Raw genomic sequence first — 19,459 nt, 5'->3', positions numbered from 1 at the left:
CGCCCGCGGCTCAGGTGATCGTCAGCACGGCCTTGCCGCGCAGCCGGCCCGCCGCCATCGACTCCAGGACGTCGGACGTCTCCTGCCAGGGTCCCCGGTGACCGATCTCGACCTGCAGGGTTCCGGCGGCTGCCAGGTCGAGCAGAGTGGCGAGGTCGTCGCGGTCGTCGGAGTGGCCCAGGTAGACGAAGTGCCGCAGGGTCAGTTCCATGCCGCCGCCCAGGAGCTGGAAGAAGTCCAGCGTCAGCGGTTGGCCGCCGGCCTGGCCGTACCAGAGGAACAGGCCGCCCTGGCGCAGCCGGGTGGCCGCGGCCGAGCCGAGCGTGCCACCGACCGATTCCAGGACGACGTCGAAAGTGGCGGCGGGCAGGGCGTGCACGTCGTGGACGACCGTGGCGCCGGCCTGGGCGAGGTGGCGCCAGGCGTCGTCCTCGCGGGCGACGACGGTGATCTGCGCGCCGGCCGCGATGGCGAGCTGGACGAGGAACTGCCCGACGCCGCCGGTCGCGCCGGTGGCCAGCAGTCGCCGTCCGGACAGCGGGCCCGCCGCCTTGAGCAGGCGCAGCGCGACCATGCCCGCCAGCGGGAGGCAGGCGGCGATCTCGGGAGAGAGCCCGGCGGGCAGGGGCGCGAGGCTGTCGGCGGGGACGGCGACGAGCTCGGCCGCCGCGCCGCCGCTGGGCAGGTGGAAGACGACCGGCGTGCCGCGCGCCGGCCCGCCGTCGGCGGGGATCTCCACGGTGCCGACCGCGTCGATGCCGGGCCGGAAGTCGGTGCCGGGAGTGGCCAGGTAGAGGTAGTCGGGGCGGTTGAGCGAGAAATGCCGGACGCGGACGAGAGCCTGGCCGGCGGCCGGGATCGGGTCGGGAAGCTCGGCGAGTTCGGTGAGCCGGCCGGTCTTCCCGGTGGGGACGAGCGCACGCATGGCGATACTCCTCGGACAAGAAACGGTAGTGTTGCCACCGGATCGTAGAGAGAGAAACGGTAGTAGCACTACCGTTTGTGGGGGAGGTCACATGCCGCGCAAGGACCAGCTGCGCAACCGTCAGCGCCTGCTGCAGGCGGCACGAGAGGCCTTCGCCGCGCACGGACCGGACGTGAGCATCGAGCAGATCGCCAGGCAGGCCGGGGTCGGCGCGACCACCTTCTACCGGCATTTCCCGTCAAAGGACGACCTGGTCGACGCGCTGCTCGACCAGCTCGCCGACGGCGCCAGGCAGGTGGCGGCCCGGGCGCGGGAGATCGCGGACCCCTGGGAGGCGTTCGCGGTCGTGTTCACCGAGGCGTGCGTGCTGGAGGAGTCCGATCTGGAGCTGTTCGACCTGCTGGCCCGAGTGAGCCCGCCCAGCGCCGCCAAGGGCCGGGAGGTCACCGCCGAGGTGATCGCGCCGCTGGTGGCCCGGGCGCACGACGCCGGCCGCCTACGACGAGACGTGGACGTGGCCGACGTCGCCGCGCTGATGCGAATGGCCGACGCGGCGCCGCCGCAACGCCGCGGCAAGGCGCTCCAGGTCCTGCTGGCCGGCCTGGCCGTTGAACAAGCAGAGTGAACGCGGGCCGGTGCCGCTCAGCAATTTCCGTCGCCGCTGTAGCTGTACCAGCGGCCCTTGATATGGCGGTAGCTTTCGCCGTCGCTGTCCATGCTTTCGCTGGGTTCGCCGACGGGCAGCCAGAGGAGGCCGGTGTCGGAGCACAGCAACAGGTTTCCGACGGCGAACCTGACGCTGCCGGGAACCTCTTTCTCGGTGAGCAGGTCCGGGTGCCGCGCCCCGTCGCACACGTAGTACAGGCCCACCCGGTGACACGGCTCCCTACGTTCGGGATTCTCGTTCACCGCCCTGACGTAGGCGGCCAAACTCTGTTCCGAGATCGTGAAGCGAATCCACGACGGCGCGTCGGTGATGAAGGCGAGCAATACGACGCCGGCGATGTACCACGGAATGAGCGAACGGTTGAAGGCGCCGCTCGGTGCGGTACCCCGGTAATCGGCCCAGGCCATCCGGAGCGCCCAGTAACCGATGAGGACCAGCCCCACGGGGAGCCCGTAGAGAAACGTCTCGAACCCCAGCCAGGACGGGTGGCTGGCCCAGATCAGAAGGACGGCCGCCCCGCCGGAGCAGAAGACCAGAAACGGTAACCCGGGCGGCTTGTCGATCACGCCGTCACCTTAACGTCATCCAGTGAAAGTCTTTTCGTTGTACCGGATGAGCGTCCACCTCGGCGGCGGCCATTGTGTCGGATCTTGATCGGTGACCCATTCCGTGATCGACGCGGGCGACACCTTCAGGTCGAAGGACCGGTAGACCGGTAACAGTCCGAGAGCGTTGAACGAGACCTCGACCGTCTCGGCATGGCCGACGAGAACCACGCTCTCGCCACGGTGGCGATGGGCGAGGTCGATGATGGCGCGGCTGATGCGGGTCACCAACTCGGCCCAGGTCTCATTGCCTTCCTGAAAGGGACGATGGATGCCACCGCCTTCGACGCCGAGCCGGCGGGAGAATTCCGCGTGGGTGAGCCCGTCCGCCTCGGATGGCGTGTGCCAGGTGCAGAGCCCGCAGTCCTGCGCGACCGGCAGGCCACTGGCCGTCGCGATGGCGGCGGCCGTTTCCACCGCCCGCGGCAAAGGCGACGAGTAGATGGCCGCCTTTCCGGTGCCGATTTCAGCGGTGATCCGGCTCGCGAGGTGGGTGGCTTGAGCGCGTCCGGTATCGGTGAGACCGCGGCACCCCTTCGGCCCGCCGATCACGCCTGCCTGCTGGTGGTGAGAATCTCCATGACGTACGAAGAGCAGCCGAGTCCGCATGTGGTGGAGCATGCCAGAGGCGGGTTTCCTCGCACGCGTCGAGAAAGGCGGAACGGTGAGCAGTATCGTTCGAGCGGTTACGGGTGAGATGAGGGCCGAATACGGGCTCTTCGCCATAGCCGGCGTCGTCGAAGGCTGTTTGGACAGTTCGGCGCTCTTGGAGCTGGAACCTCCAGACGGGCCGGCCGACAGATTCGCCGCAGGTCGCGACGGGCTCATCATCCAGACGGCACACCTCCGCAACCTGCACGAGATCCATGGCCGTATCGAGCGGTGGGACGGGCCGCCTTCGATTGATCCCTGGGAAGAACTGTGGACCGGCCGGCTCTTTGTGGGCCCGGAACTGGTCGGCGTCGCAGCTTGGACGGCCGGTCATTCACTCGCGTTGAAATTCGATCTGGGGCAAGGCGAGACGACCTGGACCGCGCGGGTAGCCACCAAAATCCTTCAGACCGAGGAAGAAGTCGACTTCCCGCAGGCGATAGCCCAGGTTGAGCTGTTCAAGATCCAGCTGTGGACCTGACGACTCCGTACCCCCTTAATACCCCCGACGACCTCGCCCCCGGGCCTAAATCGATGCGTTGGAGTCCTGTTCCGCGGTCACCTGCAAGATGCCAACGGCACCACCACCTCGGTCCAGGTATCGCCGCCCAATCCACAGCCTGGGGATACACCGGGGAGCAAACGTCGGTCACGCCCGCCTGATCGAGCCCATCAACGAAGGTCTGACGAAGTCGGCGCGCTGCAGACGCACCCCGGTGGCACGCTCGGCCAGAGCAAGGGCATTGGGAAGCGGTTCTTCGGTGGAATCGTCGCGATCGAGCCCCAACTCATGCACATCGGCCAAGAGCGGATCGGGGAAAACGCCGTCTCGAAGGGAGTATGCGAACCAGCAGAATGAACTGACCCGCCGGCCATCGACGAGGTAGCAGAAATCGTCATGCTTGAGATCGACGAACACGGTGGCCGCGACGGTCCCTGCGGACAGGGGAACCGACTGCTCCCAGAGCATCCCCGCCCATTCGTACTCGAGAACTGTCCCGCCGTGCGCCGAATAGCCCCCGACCCGGCACCCGTCGGTGGCGTCCGGAACGGCCCCGATCCGGCGAAAGGCCTCGTCGGGAGATAGTCCGCGGACGAACGTCAGGCACAATCCCGCATCGCCATCACCATCGGTGCACAGCTCCGCCAGCCACGCATAATCAGCCGCGGTCGCACCGCTCACGAACATCTCTCCTCGGACGGAAACGCGGCCGGCTGCCAAGGCCGTTCACCAAGCGGACCATCAGGAAAGAAGCCGATCTTCTTGCGGGTCATAGCAATTCAGACCCAGCCGGGCCGCAACCTGGGCCGCATACGCAGAGGCCTCCTCGGCCCGGCGATACACCATCGGAAAGTAGATGTACGGCCCGGCCGCCTCGCCGATCAGCGGAGACGTGGACCATGGAATGTCCTCGTACCCGTCGTCATCCTCGTCCACATCGTCCAGATCCGGCCAGCGCTGTAGCAACTGCTCAACGAACTTCGCGATCAACGGAGCCGGCGGGACTTCCACGTCCGTGTCGATGTACTGCGAGTACAGAGCGCTGTGCGTCTCTCCGGCTTTCTGATCGCTGGACGGGCGCTCGCCCTCCCAGACCGCGAGGTCGTAACTCATGCACAGATGATGCCAGCCACCGAACCACAGGCAAGATCGCCGTCGCGTTCCGAAGAGCCTGGAAGGATGGCGAGGCGTCTACTGACGCCGAGGAAGCCAGACCATGGCGGAACGAGGAAACGTGAGCCAGTACTTCCGCGTCGGAGACCAGATCCTCTGGAACCCCTCCAGCGGCGTCGCCGGCCTGTTCATGCGCTCAGCCGAGGCTCTCGCCCCCGAAACAGGCCTGCCGACGGGGCTCGGCCCTATGGAGAGCGATGAATGCGAGATCGATCCGGCCACGTTCGCAGTCTTCGTGTCCGCGCTTGTCGAGCGCTATGAGCGTTCGAACCATCCGATCCTGCATTCACTCATGGACGGCTTCATCGCAACGGCCCTGGTGCTCGTAGAACGCAGCGGAGCAGAGCTTTCCCCGCCTGACACGAATGACACCACCTGGAAAGACGTGCAGGTGAGCGAGCATTCCGAATGGCCGCTGGATCGCCAGTTACACGAGATTGATCGATGGGCGGCCCTTTCCGCACGGCACGCTCGCGCGATGCCGTGGCCCGGGCCGCAATCAACACCGTAGCCCGGGGCAGGCCCGACCCACGTCCCCCCGAACCTGCTGGCTGCGATACTGACCCGACACGGAGCAGGCTGCCCGGCGAAGGGAAACGCTGTGCGTCAGGCCATCGATACCGCGCTGTTGTCCGTCATCGGCTTCGTCAATCAGGCGGTCTTCGTGGTCTCCAGGGGGCGCGTGGTGCTCCATCGCTTCCACGGCATACCGGAGGCGCTCCTCACCACCACAGGACCGGCCGTGACCATCGAGGAGCCCCTGATAGTGGGGTATCTGCCAGACGGCGGCGACTACATCGTCCTGGACACAGAAGCCGAGACCACAATCTCGACCGCACTGCGCACCGCCACCGCCGCGACCCTCTTTGATCAGCAGATACCAGTCGACATCACCCTGTTGACCGACCCCACCGAACGCGCCGCCCTGCTCAACCGGATCCTCAAGCAGGCCTCCATCTATGAACGACACGAAGTGACGCGGCACCACCAAGTCCCCATCGCCCGACTGACGCCGCACCAACAAACCCACACCCTGTGGTTCGGACATGTTCGTCAGGCTTCCGGAAAACGTTCGACCCTTCGCAACCACTCATCGAGGTTGCCAGGGCAGTCAGATTGCCGGCTGAAGTTGGACAAGGATCATCGAGCTGTCCTCGACCTGCGCATAGGCGGCTCGGACCCGGTACGGGCCGGGCTCGAGGTCTATGTCGAATCGGTCGTCGGGCTCGAGTTCAGCACCGGGAATGGCGGAGTCGAAGAGCACCACCGCCTCCCGTACCTCCCAGTTCACATCTTCGTCCGCGTCCCAATCCGGCCCCGCCGCGAGAACTCGCTCGGCTGCCGCGACCAGCTCGGATTCGGAGTCTGCGCCGACCCAGAGCAGGAAGGCACGTTCGGCCGCGAGATAAGTCGTCATGGCAGGTTCGCCGCCGAAAACGAGAGCCTGCTGCGTGCCGACGGCGATGGCGCCGATATAGCCTTCCACGGCGCAGGCACGGCCGTAATCGCCCCAAGTCTCGACGGGACCATCGTTGTCGTCCACGCCTGCCCAGGAGTTGAGCTCGGACTTGGGGACCGCGATCAGCGGTCCTCCTGCGGTGCTGACCCAGGTACGCAGCACTGATGGCCTCACATTTCTAAGCGTCTTGAGGACAAGGTACGGGCACGAACCCAGGACGCGCTGACAGCGGGAACGCCAGCCGGGGCCGATATCTCGGATGTCGTGGTCCCTCTACCTAAGGCGGCGTTCACCGACAACCGCGTCCTGCAGAGTCGAAGCCGCACGTGAGATCAACCATCGCCTCAGCTCCGCCGAGGTACGGGCCGGAATCGGCCGGCGCCGAATACGAGATGAGCACGCCGAGCCGACATGACAGCCTACGAGCATGCCCTTCGAGGAGTTCGAGCATTCCGGTACTCGATACGCCGTGCTGTTCATGTATTCCGTACCTGACGCCGCTTGGTGCGTCGAGCTGAGCGAATCGGTCCCGGCGCCGGCGACCTGGTCCGACATTCGCAACGCCGAAACCCACTTACCCGGGCCCGCGTTCATCTCGGCGATAGTGCCTGAACGAGGACCTGACCAGGGAACCGACGATCTACTTTCCTCCCGATGGTGAGCGCGCCGTCCCGTACGAGGTGATGCGCTGGTACCTGGAGAAGGTCGGCCAGGAGATCGCCCGCAGCCGCGGCGACGGATCGGCGAATTGCCCGCCGAACCAGCCGACGACATGATCGGCTCATGCCGAATGATGCGACGCTGCTTCGAACGCTGGCCGAACTGCTCATGGACCTGGCCTGGTTCCTGGAAGGGAGCGACGACGACGTCATCGATCCCGACGACGCGGTAAGACAACTGGAGTGGATCAGCTACCGGCTCCGTCAGCTACCGCCCGGCGACCGGTCCGCGTTAATCGCTTTGATCCGCGAGCGCGCCGAGTCGGAATCAGAGCCGGCGTTCCAGGAATTCCTGAAAGAGGCGCCGCAAGCCTTCGGGCTGCTCGACGAGGACGACTGACCGCACCGCGGCGGACACAGGCTGCCCGTCAAAAATGCGGCGGGCGACGGTCGTTTCCAGATCGCGATTCATCGGTGGGGTGTCGTATCGCTCGCCGGAGATTAAAGTGAGCCCGTGATGATCGACAGGCCGCCCGGCTGGTGGTTCCTCACCCTGGCCTCGGTCACGGCACTGATCAGCTTCTACGGCACCAGCGTGTCCTGGTGGTACTTCGAGACCTTCGGCTTCATGTTTCTCGCCTGGGGTTCACTGATGCTGACCTGGCTCGTCCGTCTGGTCGTGGCGGCGTGGAAGGCCAGGCGCGCGCTGACCGCCGCGCGATTACTCCGCTGGCTGCCGGTCCCGCTGATCTTCTGCGGAGTCGTGGCCGCGCTTTCTGCGGACGCCCCCTTCTGGGTGCGGTTCACCCTGTCCGAAGCCAGTCTTGAGAGGTACGCCAAGGAGATCGCCGGCGGCGTTGAACCCAGCCCGGGGTGCCGCTGGGTGGGGCTGTATCGCATTTGCGGCGATTACCAGAACGGGGGCGAGGCCATTCCTGGCGGCTCTCGCTTCCTCGTAACGGACTGGCCGCTCATGCCGTCGAGGGGATTCCTCTGGTTCCCCAACGGTCAACTGTCGACCGAGGATCTGGACGGCGATTACAGGCACCTCACCGGCCCTTGGTACGGCTGGAAGGGATGGGACGGCGTATGACCGCTCGATGAAAGCCGGGTGTCTTCGCGCATGACTATCTGATCCAGCGGTGAGCAGCGTGCTCGGGTCCCGCTCGTGCCCGCCGGATGCTCCATGTACTGGTACATGTCGCTGACTCAGCCAGGTAACCCGTTTCCCTCTGCGACGGTGACGGGTGGGACTTTCCCGAGGAACAATCGCCCGAGGTCGCGATCGCGACCGTCACTCCGTCCTTGGTCGAGCGGTTCGACAGCCGGGTCAACGGCCAGGATCTATACCGGCAACTGAGTCAGGCCCATTAGGAACCGATCAGCCATGGAACCTGCCGGCGGCCGAGAAATCGACGTGCGCCCCTTGAACCGAACTGCCGTACCGCAGCCCATGCAGAGCAACCGGCCTCAGCCACAAACCAGGCCCGCCTGATCGGGATGCCTGCCGTCAACCCGCCCGAAAAGAAGACGCGCCAAGGCCTCGGGCAAGAGATGATCGTGCCGTGGGCTTCAGGACATACGCCGGACGCGTCCGCGACCGTGATCTCCCTTTCAAGAGACGCTTCAGCGCACTGAGGTGCGCAGTCGGCCACTACCACCCGATCGGGTTCAACGCGACCTGGTCATACCTGACCACGACAGGAAACCTTCGACGCGATGAGTCGGCCCTGATCCGGGCGCTGGACGTGCTGGAGCTCAGCAGGAGCGCCTGGCTCGCGGAGATCGACGCCTTCGCCGCCCGGCGCCGCCTCGAAAAGCGCAAGCATCGCCGCAGTCCGTTGGCGTCCGAGACGCGATACCTGTATGGATATAGATGGCCTGGCCCAGAAGGCCATCGGGTGATGTTCCGAGCGGTCGGCATTCTGTGGGCCCAGCATGCTCTCGTCCCGTTCCCAGAAGTGTCGACCTCGGAGAGGGACAAACTCGTCGAGCTGAACGCCACCATCGCCGACTGCGTATCGACCTACCTTCGTAACAACGGCACGGTCGGCTCAGGGCACAGGGATACTCTCCACAGCTGCCTGCGTAAACTCAACACGCATCTGATTCACCATTTCCCCTCTCCGTTCCACGATGCCTTTGTCTATCACCATCGCCTGCTCAAGGTGACAGAACTGCTGGTCAACGACGCGTTTCCCGTTCGCCACCGAGAGCCCGGCTGAACGCGCCCGAAAGCAGTACCGAGAAGAGCTCCGACAGCCCAATGGGCGGTGCGATGCGGGCTGAGGTCGGTCGTGAGTGACCGCGGTCGACCCCTCGTGACCTCGGTCAACTCTACGATGTGCCATTACGACGCCGTCGTCTGTCGCGATCGGAGTGATGAGCATGGGATTGACGACACCCTCGGCGCCGCTCGACGTAGCGGCCGTCTTCCCTGAACTGGTCGGCCAGCGCCGGACCACGGTCCGACTGCACCCGCGTCCGGGAAAACCGGCCATCACCGACAGCTCCATGGGCGGACCGCTGTTGTGGCCGGCGGATGAACCTTGGCTGAGTTGCCCCGATCCGCAGTCTCATAGCCCCTCGACGGTTGGGATCCACTTCCCTTGGTCCCGGTCATGCAGCTTTTCGCTCAGGACGTTCCCGAACTGCCCTTCCCCGACAACACCGACACCCTGCAAGTGCTGTGGTGCCCGCTCGATCACGAGCCGTACTTTCAGCCACACACAGTCGTGCGCTGGCGAAAGGCGGACGGAGTCGGAAGTCCGTTCATCGAGGCCCCCGAGCCGGATCCCGACAGCGAGGACGACTACCTCCCCGCGGCTTGCGTCCTCTCGCCGGAGCGGGCGGAGGAGTACCCGGCCGGCTGGGCACTTTCCGATGAGCTCAGGGCTCGGGTTTGGGCATGGGAGGAGAGCCCTTCGAACCCTGACGACTGGAGCTACTTCTCGCACCTCTCGACTGCTCCAGGGAGCAAGGTCGGAGGTTGGGTGAAGTGGATCCAGGACCCAGTGCAACTCGAATGCGGCCGAGGCCACGAGATGGCGCACCTGCTGACCATCGCGAGCTGGGAACTCGACATCGAGAGCGGCAGGCGCTGGCTCCCATGGAAGAGCGTCCGCTGCTCACCCCGTACGCCCCTCAGGAAGTGCAGAACCCCACCGACCTCATGATCCAGGACGCCGGATCGCTCTACATGTTCGTCTGCCTGGAATGCCCCGAACGCCCCGTGGACTCGCTCAGCCAGGGATCATGAATCCGGACGCACGGCGTCGCTGCGAATCCGAAACTCTTCCAGCCATCCGGCCACCTGCTCGTCACTGTGCAGGTAATCGTCATCAAGGTTGGGGCGCAAGTCGATGCCGTGAAGGAGTTGTAGCGCCCACCATACGAGGTCGTCGTCCACGGCTGGGTCTTCCGCGCAGACCCATTGGGCAGCCCATCGGTCGGCTTGGTCGCGGGTCACGGAGCCGTTGAGGATGCCGTCGAACTGCGCTTCGACCTGCGCGCGGGATGGTGCGGTGAACACGGACTCAGGGTCTCACGCGCCGGTCATTCCCGACCCAGGACAGGGAATCGCTCTTCCACAGCAACCAGGGAATCGACGATCATCGGGATGTCCGTCTGATCCAAGCCTTCCACCTCGAACCGGAGAGTGTTGCGCATCGAAGGATGGTCCGAGATCGTCCCCGCGACGGAAAGCGAACCTCTTGGATGACACTCCACGATGAGTTCCACCCAATGCTCCATCGAGGACAGTACGGCGCGCCCCTGAACCTCTGCGTGGATGCGTTGCAGATCCACCCGGAAATCACGTAGTTCGTCGACTCGGAGACCAGCGTCGACCTTGGCGACAAAACCTCCGACGCGCACGCGGATGGGAGAGGTGAGCCAGTTACCGTCCCAGAAATCAGTGGTGCCAGGGTGCATGCGATCCACTACTTGGATCGCCACGTGATCGGTCTGCTTGCTCCTGCCAATGACGATCTCTGTGGAATCCATGCGCTCATCCTGCACGAGCAGGCATGGCCTCGCGCACTCCGTCCGCCGCCTCTCGGGTCTGGGTGATGAGTTCGACGAGGTCATGGCGTGCGGCTGCCGTCGAAGTCGACGACCGCGACTCCGGGTCACGGGTGTCGTTCACGTTGCCTTGGGCGTGCTCCACCTCGGCCGCCATGTCGCGGTCGCCATTGGCGGTGACGACATCAGGGGCCTCGGTCCTGATGATGTCACCGGCGATCGACATGGCACGTTCGGCAATGGAGAGCGCTGAGCTGGGCAGATGCCGGCCGATCGGCCGTGAGTTCCGGTAAGTCCACTCGGCGAACGAGCGTGGGGGAGGACATGGCTTACTGGTACCCACGGCATACCTGTGTTCGTTCAGTCGGGTCGCGGGAGAAGGGGCCGCACACCTCCCATGCCGGCCTCACCTGGACGGTTCTCCCGGGTGAACGTGCTCACACCGAGAGTTCTCCCGCAACGGCTCATAGCTTGTACAGCTTGTCGAACGGCGTAGTGATACGTACTTGCCGAGATCCGAAATCGACGAACACGGCGAGCTCGTCTTCTACGCCGATGACGACGCCGAGGCCATATCGATCATGGCTCACCTGGTCGTTCATGCTGAACCGCTCGGCAGGCGGAGCGGGAGGCGGGGGCTTGAAGGGACTTGTGGGCAGGTGGCGACGGAGGGCGCCGCTGGCTGGTTTCATCCCCTTCAGTATGTGCTGTCCGAGAGAGCGCCCGCTACGGAGGATCGATACCTCGCCGAAGCAATCGAAGTCGGAGCGGGGACGTGGCGCCTGATCTGGCCCGTCACGGTGAGAGCGGGCGACAGAAATCGGACCCGCTCCGTCAGCCCGGGAACCGCCCTCCCGGCAGAAGGGCGCGGGTGTGAGAGTCACCGGCGCAATGGCCAGTCGGCTGCGTTCACCCCTCACTCCAGTTGTCGAGGACGATGACGGGTGCCTCTTCCACATCCAGCCATTCGCTTTCAAGGCGCATGCCGGTGGACGCCTCGATGAAGGCGAATGCCGCGCTGCGCTTGCCGCGACCGTCGTCCGGATCGAGGTTGTCGAGCATCGGCAGGAAGTCGGCAAAGATGTCGGGGTCGCCCTCCTGGATACGATGCTCGGCGAAAATGAAGTAGCTGATCCGTGCCTTGATCTCGCCATCGGCGGCGTGAAGGATCGTGTATCCCCCGTTGAAGTGCCAGGTCGTCATCCATACCCGTGACGTCTTGCTGAGTTCGACGAGGATGCGATCGGGCGTGGCGTAGCCGCAGCTGAACTCCAGGAAGCCATGGGTTCCTTCGCTCTCGAAGGCGAAGAGCACCGGCTGCTCCTCCGTGTAGGCCTCCTCTATGGGGTATTCCATGATGTGTTGCGGCTCACGGCCTCCGTTCAGCCGGCGCAGGAGGTCGTCCACCGTGATCTCGTCGTCGAGGGGTTGCACGACCGTCCAACAGAGCGCGTGCTCCAACCACTGGTGCCAATCGAAGAGATCCCGGTAGTGGTCGATCATGGGGCTGATTGTCGCGGAAGATCGGGCAACCGCGTTTGGTTGATACGGCGGGGACGGCGCATCATGCCCGGCTGTGCACCGTCCCTGCGTGCGGGACGGTGCTGTGAACACGAACCCAGGTTTCACGTGACTGACGCGGCGCGAGCGCGGGGTGCCGCGAGAACAACCCCAGGCCGTACGCGCCGCGACTGGGCCGCCTGGGCGGCGCACAGCGCGCCCTTGACACGTACCAGAGCCATTCAGCAGTGCTTGGCGGATTCCCGCATCTCGGTGATGAGTTCAACGAGGTCGGCCAGGAACTTGCAACTGGCGGCAATGGCTGGGTGCGAGGTCATGCTGTGCGAACCACCTTCCCGATTCGACTACAGCAGCTCCGACTTCACGGGCGATGATGACGCCTGCGCCGGTGTCCTCTTCAGCGGGGCGGTGATAGCTGTAGAAGCTCTTTCATGATCACGGCTACGCAGCAGGCAAACACTGACGTGGGAGTCCCGCGGGTTCCCCTTGATCGCTCTACGACCGGCGTCCAACGAGCACGACACGAGCCGCAGTCAGCCCGGAAGGGGGCACCAGCGGTTGCGTCCGCAGGCGACCCGGGGCATGGACGGTGGTCCGCTTGCCAAGCTTCGGCGCAAGGACGGCCGACCGGGGGCACCGGAGTGCGTGGAAAACAGGTTTCCCATCAGGGCTTCGGCCTGTACGGTGCGACTGCCGGAGGGCTCGGCACCCCCGGCTGCGGAGAGGAGGTGAGCGCGATGTCGAGTTCGACCGTCGTGCCGCCCATCCGCCGTACTCGCGGCTGAGACCGGGCGGCTCCACTTGACTCACTGGAGCTTTCGATGACCGAAGTCCAACGTCCGCCGCTGACCGCCGGCGAGCGGGCGCAACTGACCGGATGGCTTGATCTGCAGCGTTCCTTCGTCCGGATGAAGTGCGAGGGGCTCAGCGAAGAGGACGCCCACCGCGGGCTCCTGCCCACGTCCCCGTTGATGACGGTGGCCGGGGTGGTCGCGCATCTGCGCTGGGTCGAGTACTCGTGGTTTCACCTCAGCCTGCTCGGTGTGCCCGACACCGGCCAGACTCCGTGGACCGAGGACGGGCATCCCGACGCGGAGATGTTCGTCGCCGACGTGCCGCTGGCCCGATTGCTCGACGAGTACGACGCCGAGTGCGCGCGCTCCAACGCGGCGATCACCGGCCTCTCCCTGGACACCGTCGAAAGCGGGGCCCCTGAGGGGAAGGCGGCGTCGCTGCGGTACATCCTCTGCCACATGATCGAGGAGACCGCCCGCCACGTCGGGCACCTGGACATCCTCCGGGAACTGCTCGACGGCGCGACCGGCTACCAGAAGATGGCCTGACCACCAGCGGATCCCGCGCACTTCAATACACGGCCTGATGGCCGCGAGGTACGAACAAGTCCGGAAACAATCAAGGCCCGGGTCGGGATCCACATCCCTACCCGGGCCTTAACCATGAGAGTCGAGTGACGGGGAAATCGAACCCGCGCTGTCAGCTCTGGAACTGCGTCGATCCACCCGCGTCGAGGCGCTGACCTCGGCGTACGGCGCGACGCGAGTGACCGTGGTTGCCCTCGTTACCGCCCCCTAACGGCCGCTAATGGCCCGAAGCAGGGAGGATGGAGACGTGAACAAGCAGGTCGCCGTTGAGATCGCCGAAAACTACTTGGCCCGTTGGCGTCGCGTCGCGGTCTTTTCCGAACTGGCTCTCATGGAAGAGAACGGCGACAAGGATTGGGAGAACGTCATCGAACGCGATGGCGAGGAGTACAAGGCGCTCTTCTATGTGCTCCCGGACTCTGACGGCTGCCTGCGCATGGTCGTGGCGGTGAACGACAGAAGCTTTCGATCGTCGGTCGCTCCAGTGACACGCGACGAGATCATGCGGCCGGATGGCAGTTACCGCGAGTAGCCCTTCATGCTGCGCACCGGTGAATACCTCTACCCGTCTCGGTCATGTCACAATGCGGAATCCCGCTCAAAACCGCGATTCGAGGCAGGGAGTGGTAGGAGCCCCCCGGGGCTCAAACCCGTAACCTACGAACTAAGATCCAGTTCAAGTCGTTCCGGAGCGTTCATTGCAGGTCAGAAGCTGTGCACGATCTAACCTGAACGGATCTGACGACACCTCGCTGCTCTCTCACGAGCTTGGTTTCATAAGTAAACTGTCCAACATGTCGGACTCCTCATTTCGCTCGATGCGCATGACGCGCCTCGTCCGTCCTCCGGGTATTCCCGGCATCCGGAAATGGGCCGAGTCCAACGGCCACAGGGTCGGGAGGAGCGGGATGATTCCCCCTCGCGTTCGCCAGGCCTATTTCGCCGCGAATCCTGAGGTGGTCGAGGTCGTCCGCGTCTTTGCACAAGACTCGGGAGTCGGCCCGGATGTATACGACTGGCCTGATGACGGACCGCTCGGCCCGGTCTACGCGATCGCCTTCGTCCGTGGTCTCGACGAGCAGGAGGTCCTCCACCGCCTTGGTGCCGAAGGGCAGGACATCCGGCTCATTTCTGATGCAGAGGTCGCCGGGCATCAGGGAGCGGACGGTCCTGAAGAGATCATCACAATTGCTCGTCTCGGAAATTGGGTCGTCGCCGAGTGCAAAGGACGTCGAGGGAGCCGACTCGAACACGTCAAAGCGCTGTCTATCGGTGGCGGCGAGGCCGTCGCCGTACAACGTGACCGCGGCGCACATGACAGATTCATCTACGCAGTGGACGGGCAAGTGGTGACCAGCTTCACGCCGTCTCGCCCTTTCGACCGCCGAGGCAGCGACCCGGACAGATTGAACGGTCACCTTCGCCTGTTGGGCATCGACCCCACCGGCGACGACATTGTGGACAACGCCGTCCCTGCGGCTCTGGCTCTCGCAAGCAGGATCAGCGGCGTGGTGATCATCGATTTCGGCGGTAATGAGCTCCCGCCGCACTTCGCCGACAGGTTCAGCGGTGCGAAGATCCTCAATCGCGAGTCTCCCAGACTGGGGGCTGTCCTCGGTCAATGATGGAGCCCGGCCCGATGACGACCATCCCTGGGCTTGAGCTGCAATCAACTCTCGGACGAGAGCATGGGCACTGGAATCCTCTTCACAACGACCTGCAACCTGCTGGCAACTCGGTCGACAATCGCCCTGATGGCACCATCGCCAGCCCGCTAATCGAGCAGAGCGCGCAGAATAGCCGTCTCGGAAACCGGGACGCTCGGCGATGATCTCCAGCAGGACGTCAGTGCCCGCGTCGCCTGTCGGATAGAGAATTCCCGCATGGTCGTTTCCGACTGCTGATCGAATCCTGCTATCGGCGTTCCGATTGTCTTGTGAGTACTCTCGGGAAAGCTTCCGTTACGGTCTTCGTCTGATACCACCTCGGCCCTGGAATCACCGCTCAATCCTGGCCTTGGGGTTCATGAGAGCAGCGCATTCCGTGCCCCACTTGCCACCGCTTCGAGCCCGAATCCTTCGGATGACCTGGGCTCACACAGATGGAGCGGGTGACGAGAATCGAACCCGCGCTGTCGGCTCGGGAACTGCAAGGATCACAGCTCATCATGGCCCCCAGCCGGCCGGCAGGCCGGTCGTCGGTGAGCGTGATCGCACCCTCGACGCCCTGTCTAATTGCACGCCAATTGCCCGATGACAGCCAGGACCGGGGTTCTCGCGCGACGCTAGTACCTTCCCGTCCGATCATCCTGGGCTCATAGCTGGTTCTAGTGGGACGATCCTTCGGGATTGGTAGCCGCTGCGACGTCAGAGCTGCTCGCATTCCCAGGACGGCCCCGCAATGCTCGGCGGCGTAGTCACCCAGCCCTTGACGGAATGCCAAGTGGCGGGCCACTCATGAGGAGGACGCGCCAGGATCGCGCAGACCTCGCGCGCCAGTTCCGTCGGGCTGCGGCCGTGCCAGGGAGTGGCGACGAAGATCTGGTAGTCAACCTCGATCTCAAGCCAGGCCACGAACAGATCAGGATCTCGGGGGACGGCTCTCTTGGCGCTGAGGCCGTAAGTCGCAAGTCGGTCATGGTCGATGCTCGTCAGCACCAGCCGGCCCGCGGTGCGCATCGGGGTCTCCCACGAATGATCTGCGGCCACCCGCGCGACCTCCGACTCGTACTGAGTGGCCGAGAAGCAGGCGCCTCGGTTCGCGGGTACCTCTCGCGACCATTCCCAGCGCACCAGGTCCCTATCACGGGTGATGGTGACGTCCGTGCCCCCGCAGTCGTAGACGCCGCAGGCGCCGCAGCGAGCGATCGCGACCGTGTGCGGCAGGGAACCGGCCAGCAGTCGATCGGCCGGGACCAGGACGTCGTACGGATCCATCCCCAGCCCCGCCCCGGCGGAGGTCATCGCCGCTCCGTTGACGTAGACCTGCAGCTGGAATGATTCGCTGCCTGGCCTGCTGGACGCGGGCGCGACCGCCAAACGGAGAAGGTCGACGCCCCGTTCTCCGCCGTTCCCATTCACGCCACTCATGAGCCACCATCATGACGGCCTGACCGCCCGCTTTCGCCCGTGCAACCTGATCATCTACCAGCGATCCGCCTGGGCTCGGGCCACACGGAGAGACACGTAATCCGGTGGGCGGTGGCTGAGGAACGAAGCCCGGCATCTGCGCGGTGGCGCGGCAACCTCGGTCGGTGCGTTCGGTTGGGGGCGGTGCCCGGCCCGGCGTCCCGCCGTCGTCCGGACCGACCCCCAGGCCGCACGCCCGGACGGCGGGTGGGCGGAGGGCCGGGGGTACGGCGGCGCGCCGTGCCGCCGCTCGATACCTACCAGAACCATTCGGCAGCGCGCTGACTGTGGTTGCTGGTGTTTCGTGCCTCAGAGCCTGCTGACAAAGGGTTTGGTCGCTGAGCCGGTGACCACGGATGCCCTGGCCGAGTCAAACGCGCCCTACTTCGGCGCCGAGCTCGACGAGGGCAGCCTGGTGCCCGCCGACGAGGACCTGGACAAGGTGGGCTTCGAGGACCGGCTCACCCGCTCTCCTGCCGGAGCCGTCACGTCCAGCGGGAGAATGATCGCTTCTGTCGGTACGCCCCCCTACGCTGCCATGGCATGACCTTCTCCCCAGCCCGGCCGGACCTGCTGGGCTACCGGGCCAAGCTCGACTCGGTTTCTCCCGCGCACGCCTGGAAAACGGCCCGCGAGCTCGTTCTCGACGGCCGCGAAGACGCCCTCACGCTGGCCGCCGAATTCGCGGAGATCGCTGAGCCGTTCACCGACAAGTTGCTCAAGCTCTGGCCAGAGGCGCCTGACCCGGACGGTTTCGCCGAACTGCTGCTGGGGCCCGCGTTCACCCGCGAGGGGCGTACCACGCTGGAGCTGCGCCGCCGCGAGACGATTACCGGAGTGCGGCACCTGACCATGCTGCGAACACTGCGCCTGGACCACTGCAAGCACCTGACGGACCTGTCCGACCTCGCCGCGCTGACCGGGTTGTTCCGACTCGAGCTGGACGGCTGCGCGGCCGTCACCGACCTCAGCCCGCTGTCGGGTCTCCCCGTACTGAAAACACTCATCCTCCGCGGCAGTCGGGCGCTCACCGACATCACCCCGCTGCTCACCCTGCGCACCCTGCGCCATCTCGACCTGCGCAGCAGCGGCGTGACCAGCGTCGAGGGGGTCGGCGACGCCTTCCCCCACCTGGAACAGCTCGACCTCGGCCACTGTCGGGCGATCGAGGACGTTCAACCCCTGTCGGGGCTGCGTCGCCTGACCAAGCTGGTCCTCTCCGGAACCAAGATCCGATCCATCGCCGGGCTGCGCGACTTAAGCTCCGTCACCGAGCTCACCATGCACTGTGCCCGCCTGACCAGCCTCGACGGCATCGAGGCCATGCCCGGGCTGCGCCGGCTGTGGCTCAGCGGCTGCACGAACCTCACCAGCCTCGAAGGCCTCGGCCACCACCCCCACCTCACCAAACTCGGCCTGCCGAACGCGCGCATCCCGGACCTGCGCCCCCTGTCCCGCCTGCCCGCCCTCACCGAGCTCAACATCGACAATTGGCAGAAACTGACCTCGCTGGACGGGCTGGAAGACCACCCCTCACTCGCCGAGATCAGCCTGACCTACGCCCAGGACCTGCGCGACTTTTCCGCCCTGGCCCGCATGCCCGCCCTGCGCATGCTCACCCTGCAGGGTCTCGACCAGCTCACCGATCTGACCCCATTCGCCGGGCTGTGGCAGCTCGAGGAGCTCCACGTAGCCTTCGACGATCATCTGCGGACCCTCGGCGACCCAGGGAACCTGCCCGGCCTGCGCATCCTGGGCCTCCACCACTGTGGTGCCCTGGCAGACCTGGGGGCGCTCATCGACCTGCCGTCCCTCAAGGAGGTACGGGTGAATCAATGCCCCGCGCTGACGTCCACCGTCATCGCCGACCTGGAGGCCCGGGGACTGCTCGTCGGCTGAGGGGCACCTGTGGTCACCGACTCAGCGGCCGAATCCCTTTGTCAGCAGGCTCTCAGAGATGAGTTGGACGAGGTCGGCCACGAGCCCGGGGCCGGCGGCGATGGTGGCGTGTGAGGTCATGGTGTGCGGGCTGCCGTCGAGGTCGACGACCGCGGCTCCGGCTTCGCGGGCGATGATGACGCCTGCGGCGGTGTCCCAAGGTTTGTTGCTGAGCATGATGTTGGCGTCGATCCTGCCGTCCGCCACCCAGGCTAGGTCGATCACAGCGGAGCCGAACATCCGTACACGTTGGACGCGTGCCGCCAATTCTTGGGTGAGAGCGAGGCGGGGGCGGTTTCGTTCGTGGGCGTTGTCGCCAACCGCGTAGTCGCCGAGGGCCACGATGGCGGTTTCCAGGTCGAGGACGTCGCTGACCTGGATGTGGGTCCCGTTGGCATGGGCGCCGGCTCCTTCGGCCGCCGAGTAGCGGAGGTCGAGGAACGGCAGGTCGATGACCCCGAGGATGGACATGTTGTTGTCGACCAGGCCGAGAGATGCCCCACAGAGCGGGATGCCGTGCAGGAAGTTGGCGGTTCCGTCCACCGGATCCAGGGCCCACAACAGTCCGTCGCCAGAGTGAGCGACTCCTTCCTCTTCGCCGAGGAATCCGATCTCGGGTGTTTCTTGAGCCAGAAACTCGCGGACGGCTCGCTCGACGGCGTAGTCCACCTCGGTCGCCATGTCGCGGTCGCCCTTGCTGGTGACCACGCCGGGCGCCCGTGTTCTGATGATCTCGGCGGCGATCGAGACGGCTTGTCCGGCGATGGGGAGAAGGGCTTGGGCGTCGATGGTCATACGGGTTTGCTCCGCTCCCAGATGTCTCTGA

The 19,459-nt window shown here is 65.3% G+C and carries 27 protein-coding genes; 13 read left to right on the top strand and 14 right to left on the bottom strand.

Features of this window, described 5'->3' with window-relative positions; all coding sequences use genetic code 11:
- Positions 1 to 10 precede the first annotated feature (10 nt).
- Entirely contained in the window at positions 11 to 925 is a 915-nt protein-coding gene (locus HII36_RS06505) for a zinc-binding dehydrogenase (protein ID WP_173522143.1), read from the bottom strand.
- A 91-nt stretch (positions 926 to 1,016) separates the two neighbouring features.
- On the opposite strand from HII36_RS06505, the gene HII36_RS06500 reads away from it, so the two are divergent.
- Positions 1,017 to 1,550 carry a TetR/AcrR family transcriptional regulator gene (locus tag HII36_RS06500; RefSeq protein ID WP_173522142.1) on the top strand — a complete coding sequence of 178 codons (534 nt, stop codon included), beginning with the start codon at positions 1,017 to 1,019 and terminating at the stop codon, positions 1,548 to 1,550.
- 17 nt (positions 1,551 to 1,567) lie between these two features.
- On the opposite strand, the gene HII36_RS06495 is transcribed toward HII36_RS06500, so the two are convergent.
- Positions 1,568 to 2,158: a hypothetical protein gene (locus HII36_RS06495; protein WP_173522141.1), complete on the bottom strand. Its 591-nt coding sequence runs from the start codon at positions 2,156 to 2,158 to the stop codon at positions 1,568 to 1,570.
- Between the two features lie 15 nt (positions 2,159 to 2,173).
- Positions 2,174 to 2,806: a histidine phosphatase family protein gene (locus HII36_RS06490; protein WP_173522140.1), complete on the bottom strand. Its 633-nt coding sequence runs from the start codon at positions 2,804 to 2,806 to the stop codon at positions 2,174 to 2,176.
- A 55-nt stretch (positions 2,807 to 2,861) separates the two neighbouring features.
- Between HII36_RS06490 and HII36_RS06485 the strand changes: the two genes are divergently transcribed.
- On the top strand, positions 2,862 to 3,329 hold the full coding sequence (locus tag HII36_RS06485) for a hypothetical protein (protein ID WP_173522139.1): 468 nt from the start codon (positions 2,862 to 2,864) through the stop codon (positions 3,327 to 3,329).
- 168 nt (positions 3,330 to 3,497) lie between these two features.
- On the opposite strand, the gene HII36_RS06480 is transcribed toward HII36_RS06485, so the two are convergent.
- Together HII36_RS06480 and HII36_RS06475 are read right to left on the bottom strand one after the other, a co-directional pair.
- On the bottom strand, positions 3,498 to 4,031 hold the full coding sequence (locus tag HII36_RS06480) for a DUF6461 domain-containing protein (RefSeq protein WP_173522138.1): 534 nt from the start codon (positions 4,029 to 4,031) through the stop codon (positions 3,498 to 3,500).
- Between the two features lie 60 nt (positions 4,032 to 4,091).
- A complete protein-coding gene (locus HII36_RS06475) occupies positions 4,092 to 4,463 on the bottom strand; it encodes a hypothetical protein (RefSeq protein WP_173522137.1) in 372 nt (123 codons plus the stop codon).
- A gap of 121 nt (positions 4,464 to 4,584) precedes the next feature.
- Between HII36_RS06475 and HII36_RS06470 the strand changes: the two genes are divergently transcribed.
- On the top strand, positions 4,585 to 5,034 hold the full coding sequence (locus HII36_RS06470; protein ID WP_173522136.1) for a DUF6086 family protein: 450 nt from the start codon (positions 4,585 to 4,587) through the stop codon (positions 5,032 to 5,034).
- On the opposite strand, the gene HII36_RS59140 is transcribed toward HII36_RS06470, so the two are convergent.
- A complete protein-coding gene (locus tag HII36_RS59140) occupies positions 5,023 to 5,571 on the bottom strand; it encodes a hypothetical protein (RefSeq protein WP_217369224.1) in 549 nt (182 codons plus the stop codon). The two genes, HII36_RS06470 and HII36_RS59140, sit on opposite strands and share 12 nt — an antisense overlap.
- Positions 5,572 to 5,634: 63 nt before the next feature.
- Entirely contained in the window at positions 5,635 to 6,144 is a 510-nt protein-coding gene (locus HII36_RS59135) for an Imm21 family immunity protein (protein WP_217369223.1), read from the bottom strand.
- Between the two features lie 265 nt (positions 6,145 to 6,409).
- Between HII36_RS59135 and HII36_RS06460 the strand changes: the two genes are divergently transcribed.
- The 5 genes from HII36_RS06460 (at position 6,410) to HII36_RS06440 (ending at position 9,900) form a co-directional block, all read left to right on the top strand.
- Entirely contained in the window at positions 6,410 to 6,643 is a 234-nt protein-coding gene (locus HII36_RS06460) for a hypothetical protein (RefSeq protein WP_173522135.1), read from the top strand.
- 122 nt (positions 6,644 to 6,765) lie between these two features.
- A complete protein-coding gene (locus HII36_RS06455) occupies positions 6,766 to 7,041 on the top strand; it encodes a hypothetical protein (RefSeq protein WP_173522134.1) in 276 nt (91 codons plus the stop codon).
- Positions 7,042 to 7,155: 114 nt separating this feature from the next.
- On the top strand, positions 7,156 to 7,734 hold the full coding sequence (locus HII36_RS06450; RefSeq protein ID WP_173522133.1) for a hypothetical protein: 579 nt from the start codon (positions 7,156 to 7,158) through the stop codon (positions 7,732 to 7,734).
- A 472-nt stretch (positions 7,735 to 8,206) separates the two neighbouring features.
- Positions 8,207 to 8,866 carry a hypothetical protein gene (locus HII36_RS06445; protein ID WP_173522132.1) on the top strand — a complete coding sequence of 220 codons (660 nt, stop codon included), beginning with the start codon at positions 8,207 to 8,209 and terminating at the stop codon, positions 8,864 to 8,866.
- An 884-nt stretch (positions 8,867 to 9,750) separates the two neighbouring features.
- Positions 9,751 to 9,900: a hypothetical protein gene (locus HII36_RS06440; protein WP_173522131.1), complete on the top strand. Its 150-nt coding sequence runs from the start codon at positions 9,751 to 9,753 to the stop codon at positions 9,898 to 9,900.
- Here HII36_RS06440 and HII36_RS06435 read toward each other — a convergent pair.
- From HII36_RS06435 to HII36_RS06415, 5 genes are all read right to left on the bottom strand, one after another.
- Positions 9,895 to 10,173 (bottom strand): hypothetical protein, encoded by a 279-nt coding sequence (locus HII36_RS06435; protein ID WP_173522130.1) that lies wholly within the window; start codon positions 10,171 to 10,173, stop codon positions 9,895 to 9,897. The two genes, HII36_RS06440 and HII36_RS06435, sit on opposite strands and share 6 nt — an antisense overlap.
- 23 nt (positions 10,174 to 10,196) lie before the next feature.
- On the bottom strand, positions 10,197 to 10,646 hold the full coding sequence (locus HII36_RS06430; protein ID WP_217369222.1) for a WapI family immunity protein: 450 nt from the start codon (positions 10,644 to 10,646) through the stop codon (positions 10,197 to 10,199).
- 4 nt (positions 10,647 to 10,650) lie between these two features.
- On the bottom strand, positions 10,651 to 10,890 hold the full coding sequence (locus tag HII36_RS06425; protein ID WP_173522129.1) for a hypothetical protein: 240 nt from the start codon (positions 10,888 to 10,890) through the stop codon (positions 10,651 to 10,653).
- Positions 10,891 to 11,128: 238 nt separating this feature from the next.
- Complete coding sequence (locus tag HII36_RS06420; RefSeq protein ID WP_173522128.1) at positions 11,129 to 11,356, bottom strand: hypothetical protein; 228 nt, start codon at positions 11,354 to 11,356, stop codon at positions 11,129 to 11,131.
- Positions 11,357 to 11,573: 217 nt separating this feature from the next.
- A complete protein-coding gene (locus tag HII36_RS06415; protein WP_173522127.1) occupies positions 11,574 to 12,167 on the bottom strand; it encodes a hypothetical protein in 594 nt (197 codons plus the stop codon).
- 839 nt (positions 12,168 to 13,006) lie between these two features.
- Here HII36_RS06415 and HII36_RS06410 point away from each other — a divergent pair.
- The 3 genes from HII36_RS06410 to HII36_RS06400 all read left to right on the top strand — a co-directional run bounded on the left by HII36_RS06410 (position 13,007) and on the right by HII36_RS06400 (position 15,192).
- Positions 13,007 to 13,528, top strand: a complete 522-nt coding sequence (locus tag HII36_RS06410; protein WP_173522126.1) for a DinB family protein — start codon at positions 13,007 to 13,009, stop codon at positions 13,526 to 13,528.
- A 286-nt stretch (positions 13,529 to 13,814) separates the two neighbouring features.
- Positions 13,815 to 14,099, top strand: a complete 285-nt coding sequence (locus HII36_RS06405) for a hypothetical protein (protein WP_173522125.1) — start codon at positions 13,815 to 13,817, stop codon at positions 14,097 to 14,099.
- Positions 14,100 to 14,361: 262 nt separating this feature from the next.
- Complete coding sequence (locus tag HII36_RS06400) at positions 14,362 to 15,192, top strand: DUF6461 domain-containing protein (RefSeq protein ID WP_173522124.1); 831 nt, start codon at positions 14,362 to 14,364, stop codon at positions 15,190 to 15,192.
- Positions 15,193 to 15,933: 741 nt separating this feature from the next.
- On the opposite strand, the gene HII36_RS06395 is transcribed toward HII36_RS06400, so the two are convergent.
- Positions 15,934 to 16,605, bottom strand: a complete 672-nt coding sequence (locus HII36_RS06395; RefSeq protein WP_173522123.1) for a hypothetical protein — start codon at positions 16,603 to 16,605, stop codon at positions 15,934 to 15,936.
- Positions 16,606 to 17,041: 436 nt separating this feature from the next.
- Here HII36_RS06395 and HII36_RS06390 point away from each other — a divergent pair, with 436 nt between their 5' ends.
- Positions 17,042 to 17,242: a hypothetical protein gene (locus HII36_RS06390; protein WP_173522122.1), complete on the top strand. Its 201-nt coding sequence runs from the start codon at positions 17,042 to 17,044 to the stop codon at positions 17,240 to 17,242.
- A complete protein-coding gene (locus tag HII36_RS06385) occupies positions 17,239 to 18,594 on the top strand; it encodes a hypothetical protein (protein WP_173522121.1) in 1,356 nt (451 codons plus the stop codon). Before HII36_RS06390 ends, HII36_RS06385 begins: the two co-directional genes overlap by 4 nt.
- Before the next feature lie 21 nt (positions 18,595 to 18,615).
- On the opposite strand, the gene HII36_RS06380 is transcribed toward HII36_RS06385, so the two are convergent.
- The gene (locus tag HII36_RS06380; RefSeq protein ID WP_173522120.1) at positions 18,616 to 19,428 is read right to left on the bottom strand and encodes an inositol monophosphatase family protein; all 813 of its coding nucleotides are present in this window, start codon (positions 19,426 to 19,428) and stop codon (positions 18,616 to 18,618) included.
- Positions 19,429 to 19,459: the final 31 nt, after the last annotated feature.

The sequence above is a fragment of the Nonomuraea antri genome, assembly GCF_013283785.1.
GTDB classification, from domain to species: domain Bacteria; phylum Actinomycetota; class Actinomycetes; order Streptosporangiales; family Streptosporangiaceae; genus Nonomuraea; species Nonomuraea antri.
The sequence above is the reverse complement of the archived record's forward strand: the minus strand, read 5'-3'. Positions and strand labels throughout refer to the sequence as shown.

What these genes read in the sequence shown, in the direction of transcription:
- HII36_RS06400 (WP_173522124.1), top strand. Translation starts at nt 14,362, where the DNA reads ATGTCGGACTCCTCATTTCGCTCGATGCGCATGACGCGCCTCGTCCGT.
- HII36_RS06410 (WP_173522126.1), top strand. Translation starts at nt 13,007, where the DNA reads ATGACCGAAGTCCAACGTCCGCCGCTGACCGCCGGCGAGCGGGCGCAA.
- HII36_RS06455 (WP_173522134.1), top strand. Translation starts at nt 6,766, where the DNA reads ATGCCGAATGATGCGACGCTGCTTCGAACGCTGGCCGAACTGCTCATG.
- HII36_RS06440 (WP_173522131.1), top strand. Translation starts at nt 9,751, where the DNA reads ATGGAAGAGCGTCCGCTGCTCACCCCGTACGCCCCTCAGGAAGTGCAG.
- HII36_RS06505 (WP_173522143.1), bottom strand. Translation starts at nt 925, where the DNA reads ATGCGTGCGCTCGTCCCCACCGGGAAGACCGGCCGGCTCACCGAACTC.
- HII36_RS06475 (WP_173522137.1), bottom strand. Translation starts at nt 4,463, where the DNA reads ATGAGTTACGACCTCGCGGTCTGGGAGGGCGAGCGCCCGTCCAGCGAT.
- HII36_RS06460 (WP_173522135.1), top strand. Translation starts at nt 6,410, where the DNA reads ATGCCCTTCGAGGAGTTCGAGCATTCCGGTACTCGATACGCCGTGCTG.
- HII36_RS06380 (WP_173522120.1), bottom strand. Translation starts at nt 19,428, where the DNA reads ATGACCATCGACGCCCAAGCCCTTCTCCCCATCGCCGGACAAGCCGTC.
- HII36_RS06385 (WP_173522121.1), top strand. Translation starts at nt 17,239, where the DNA reads ATGACCTTCTCCCCAGCCCGGCCGGACCTGCTGGGCTACCGGGCCAAG.
- HII36_RS06415 (WP_173522127.1), bottom strand. Translation starts at nt 12,167, where the DNA reads ATGATCGACCACTACCGGGATCTCTTCGATTGGCACCAGTGGTTGGAG.
- HII36_RS06500 (WP_173522142.1), top strand. Translation starts at nt 1,017, where the DNA reads ATGCCGCGCAAGGACCAGCTGCGCAACCGTCAGCGCCTGCTGCAGGCG.
- HII36_RS06420 (WP_173522128.1), bottom strand. Translation starts at nt 11,356, where the DNA reads ATGAAACCAGCCAGCGGCGCCCTCCGTCGCCACCTGCCCACAAGTCCC.
- HII36_RS06425 (WP_173522129.1), bottom strand. Translation starts at nt 10,890, where the DNA reads ATGTCGATCGCCGGTGACATCATCAGGACCGAGGCCCCTGATGTCGTC.
- HII36_RS59140 (WP_217369224.1), bottom strand. Translation starts at nt 5,571, where the DNA reads ATGTCCGAACCACAGGGTGTGGGTTTGTTGGTGCGGCGTCAGTCGGGC.
- HII36_RS06430 (WP_217369222.1), bottom strand. Translation starts at nt 10,646, where the DNA reads ATGGATTCCACAGAGATCGTCATTGGCAGGAGCAAGCAGACCGATCAC.
- HII36_RS06490 (WP_173522140.1), bottom strand. Translation starts at nt 2,806, where the DNA reads ATGCGGACTCGGCTGCTCTTCGTACGTCATGGAGATTCTCACCACCAG.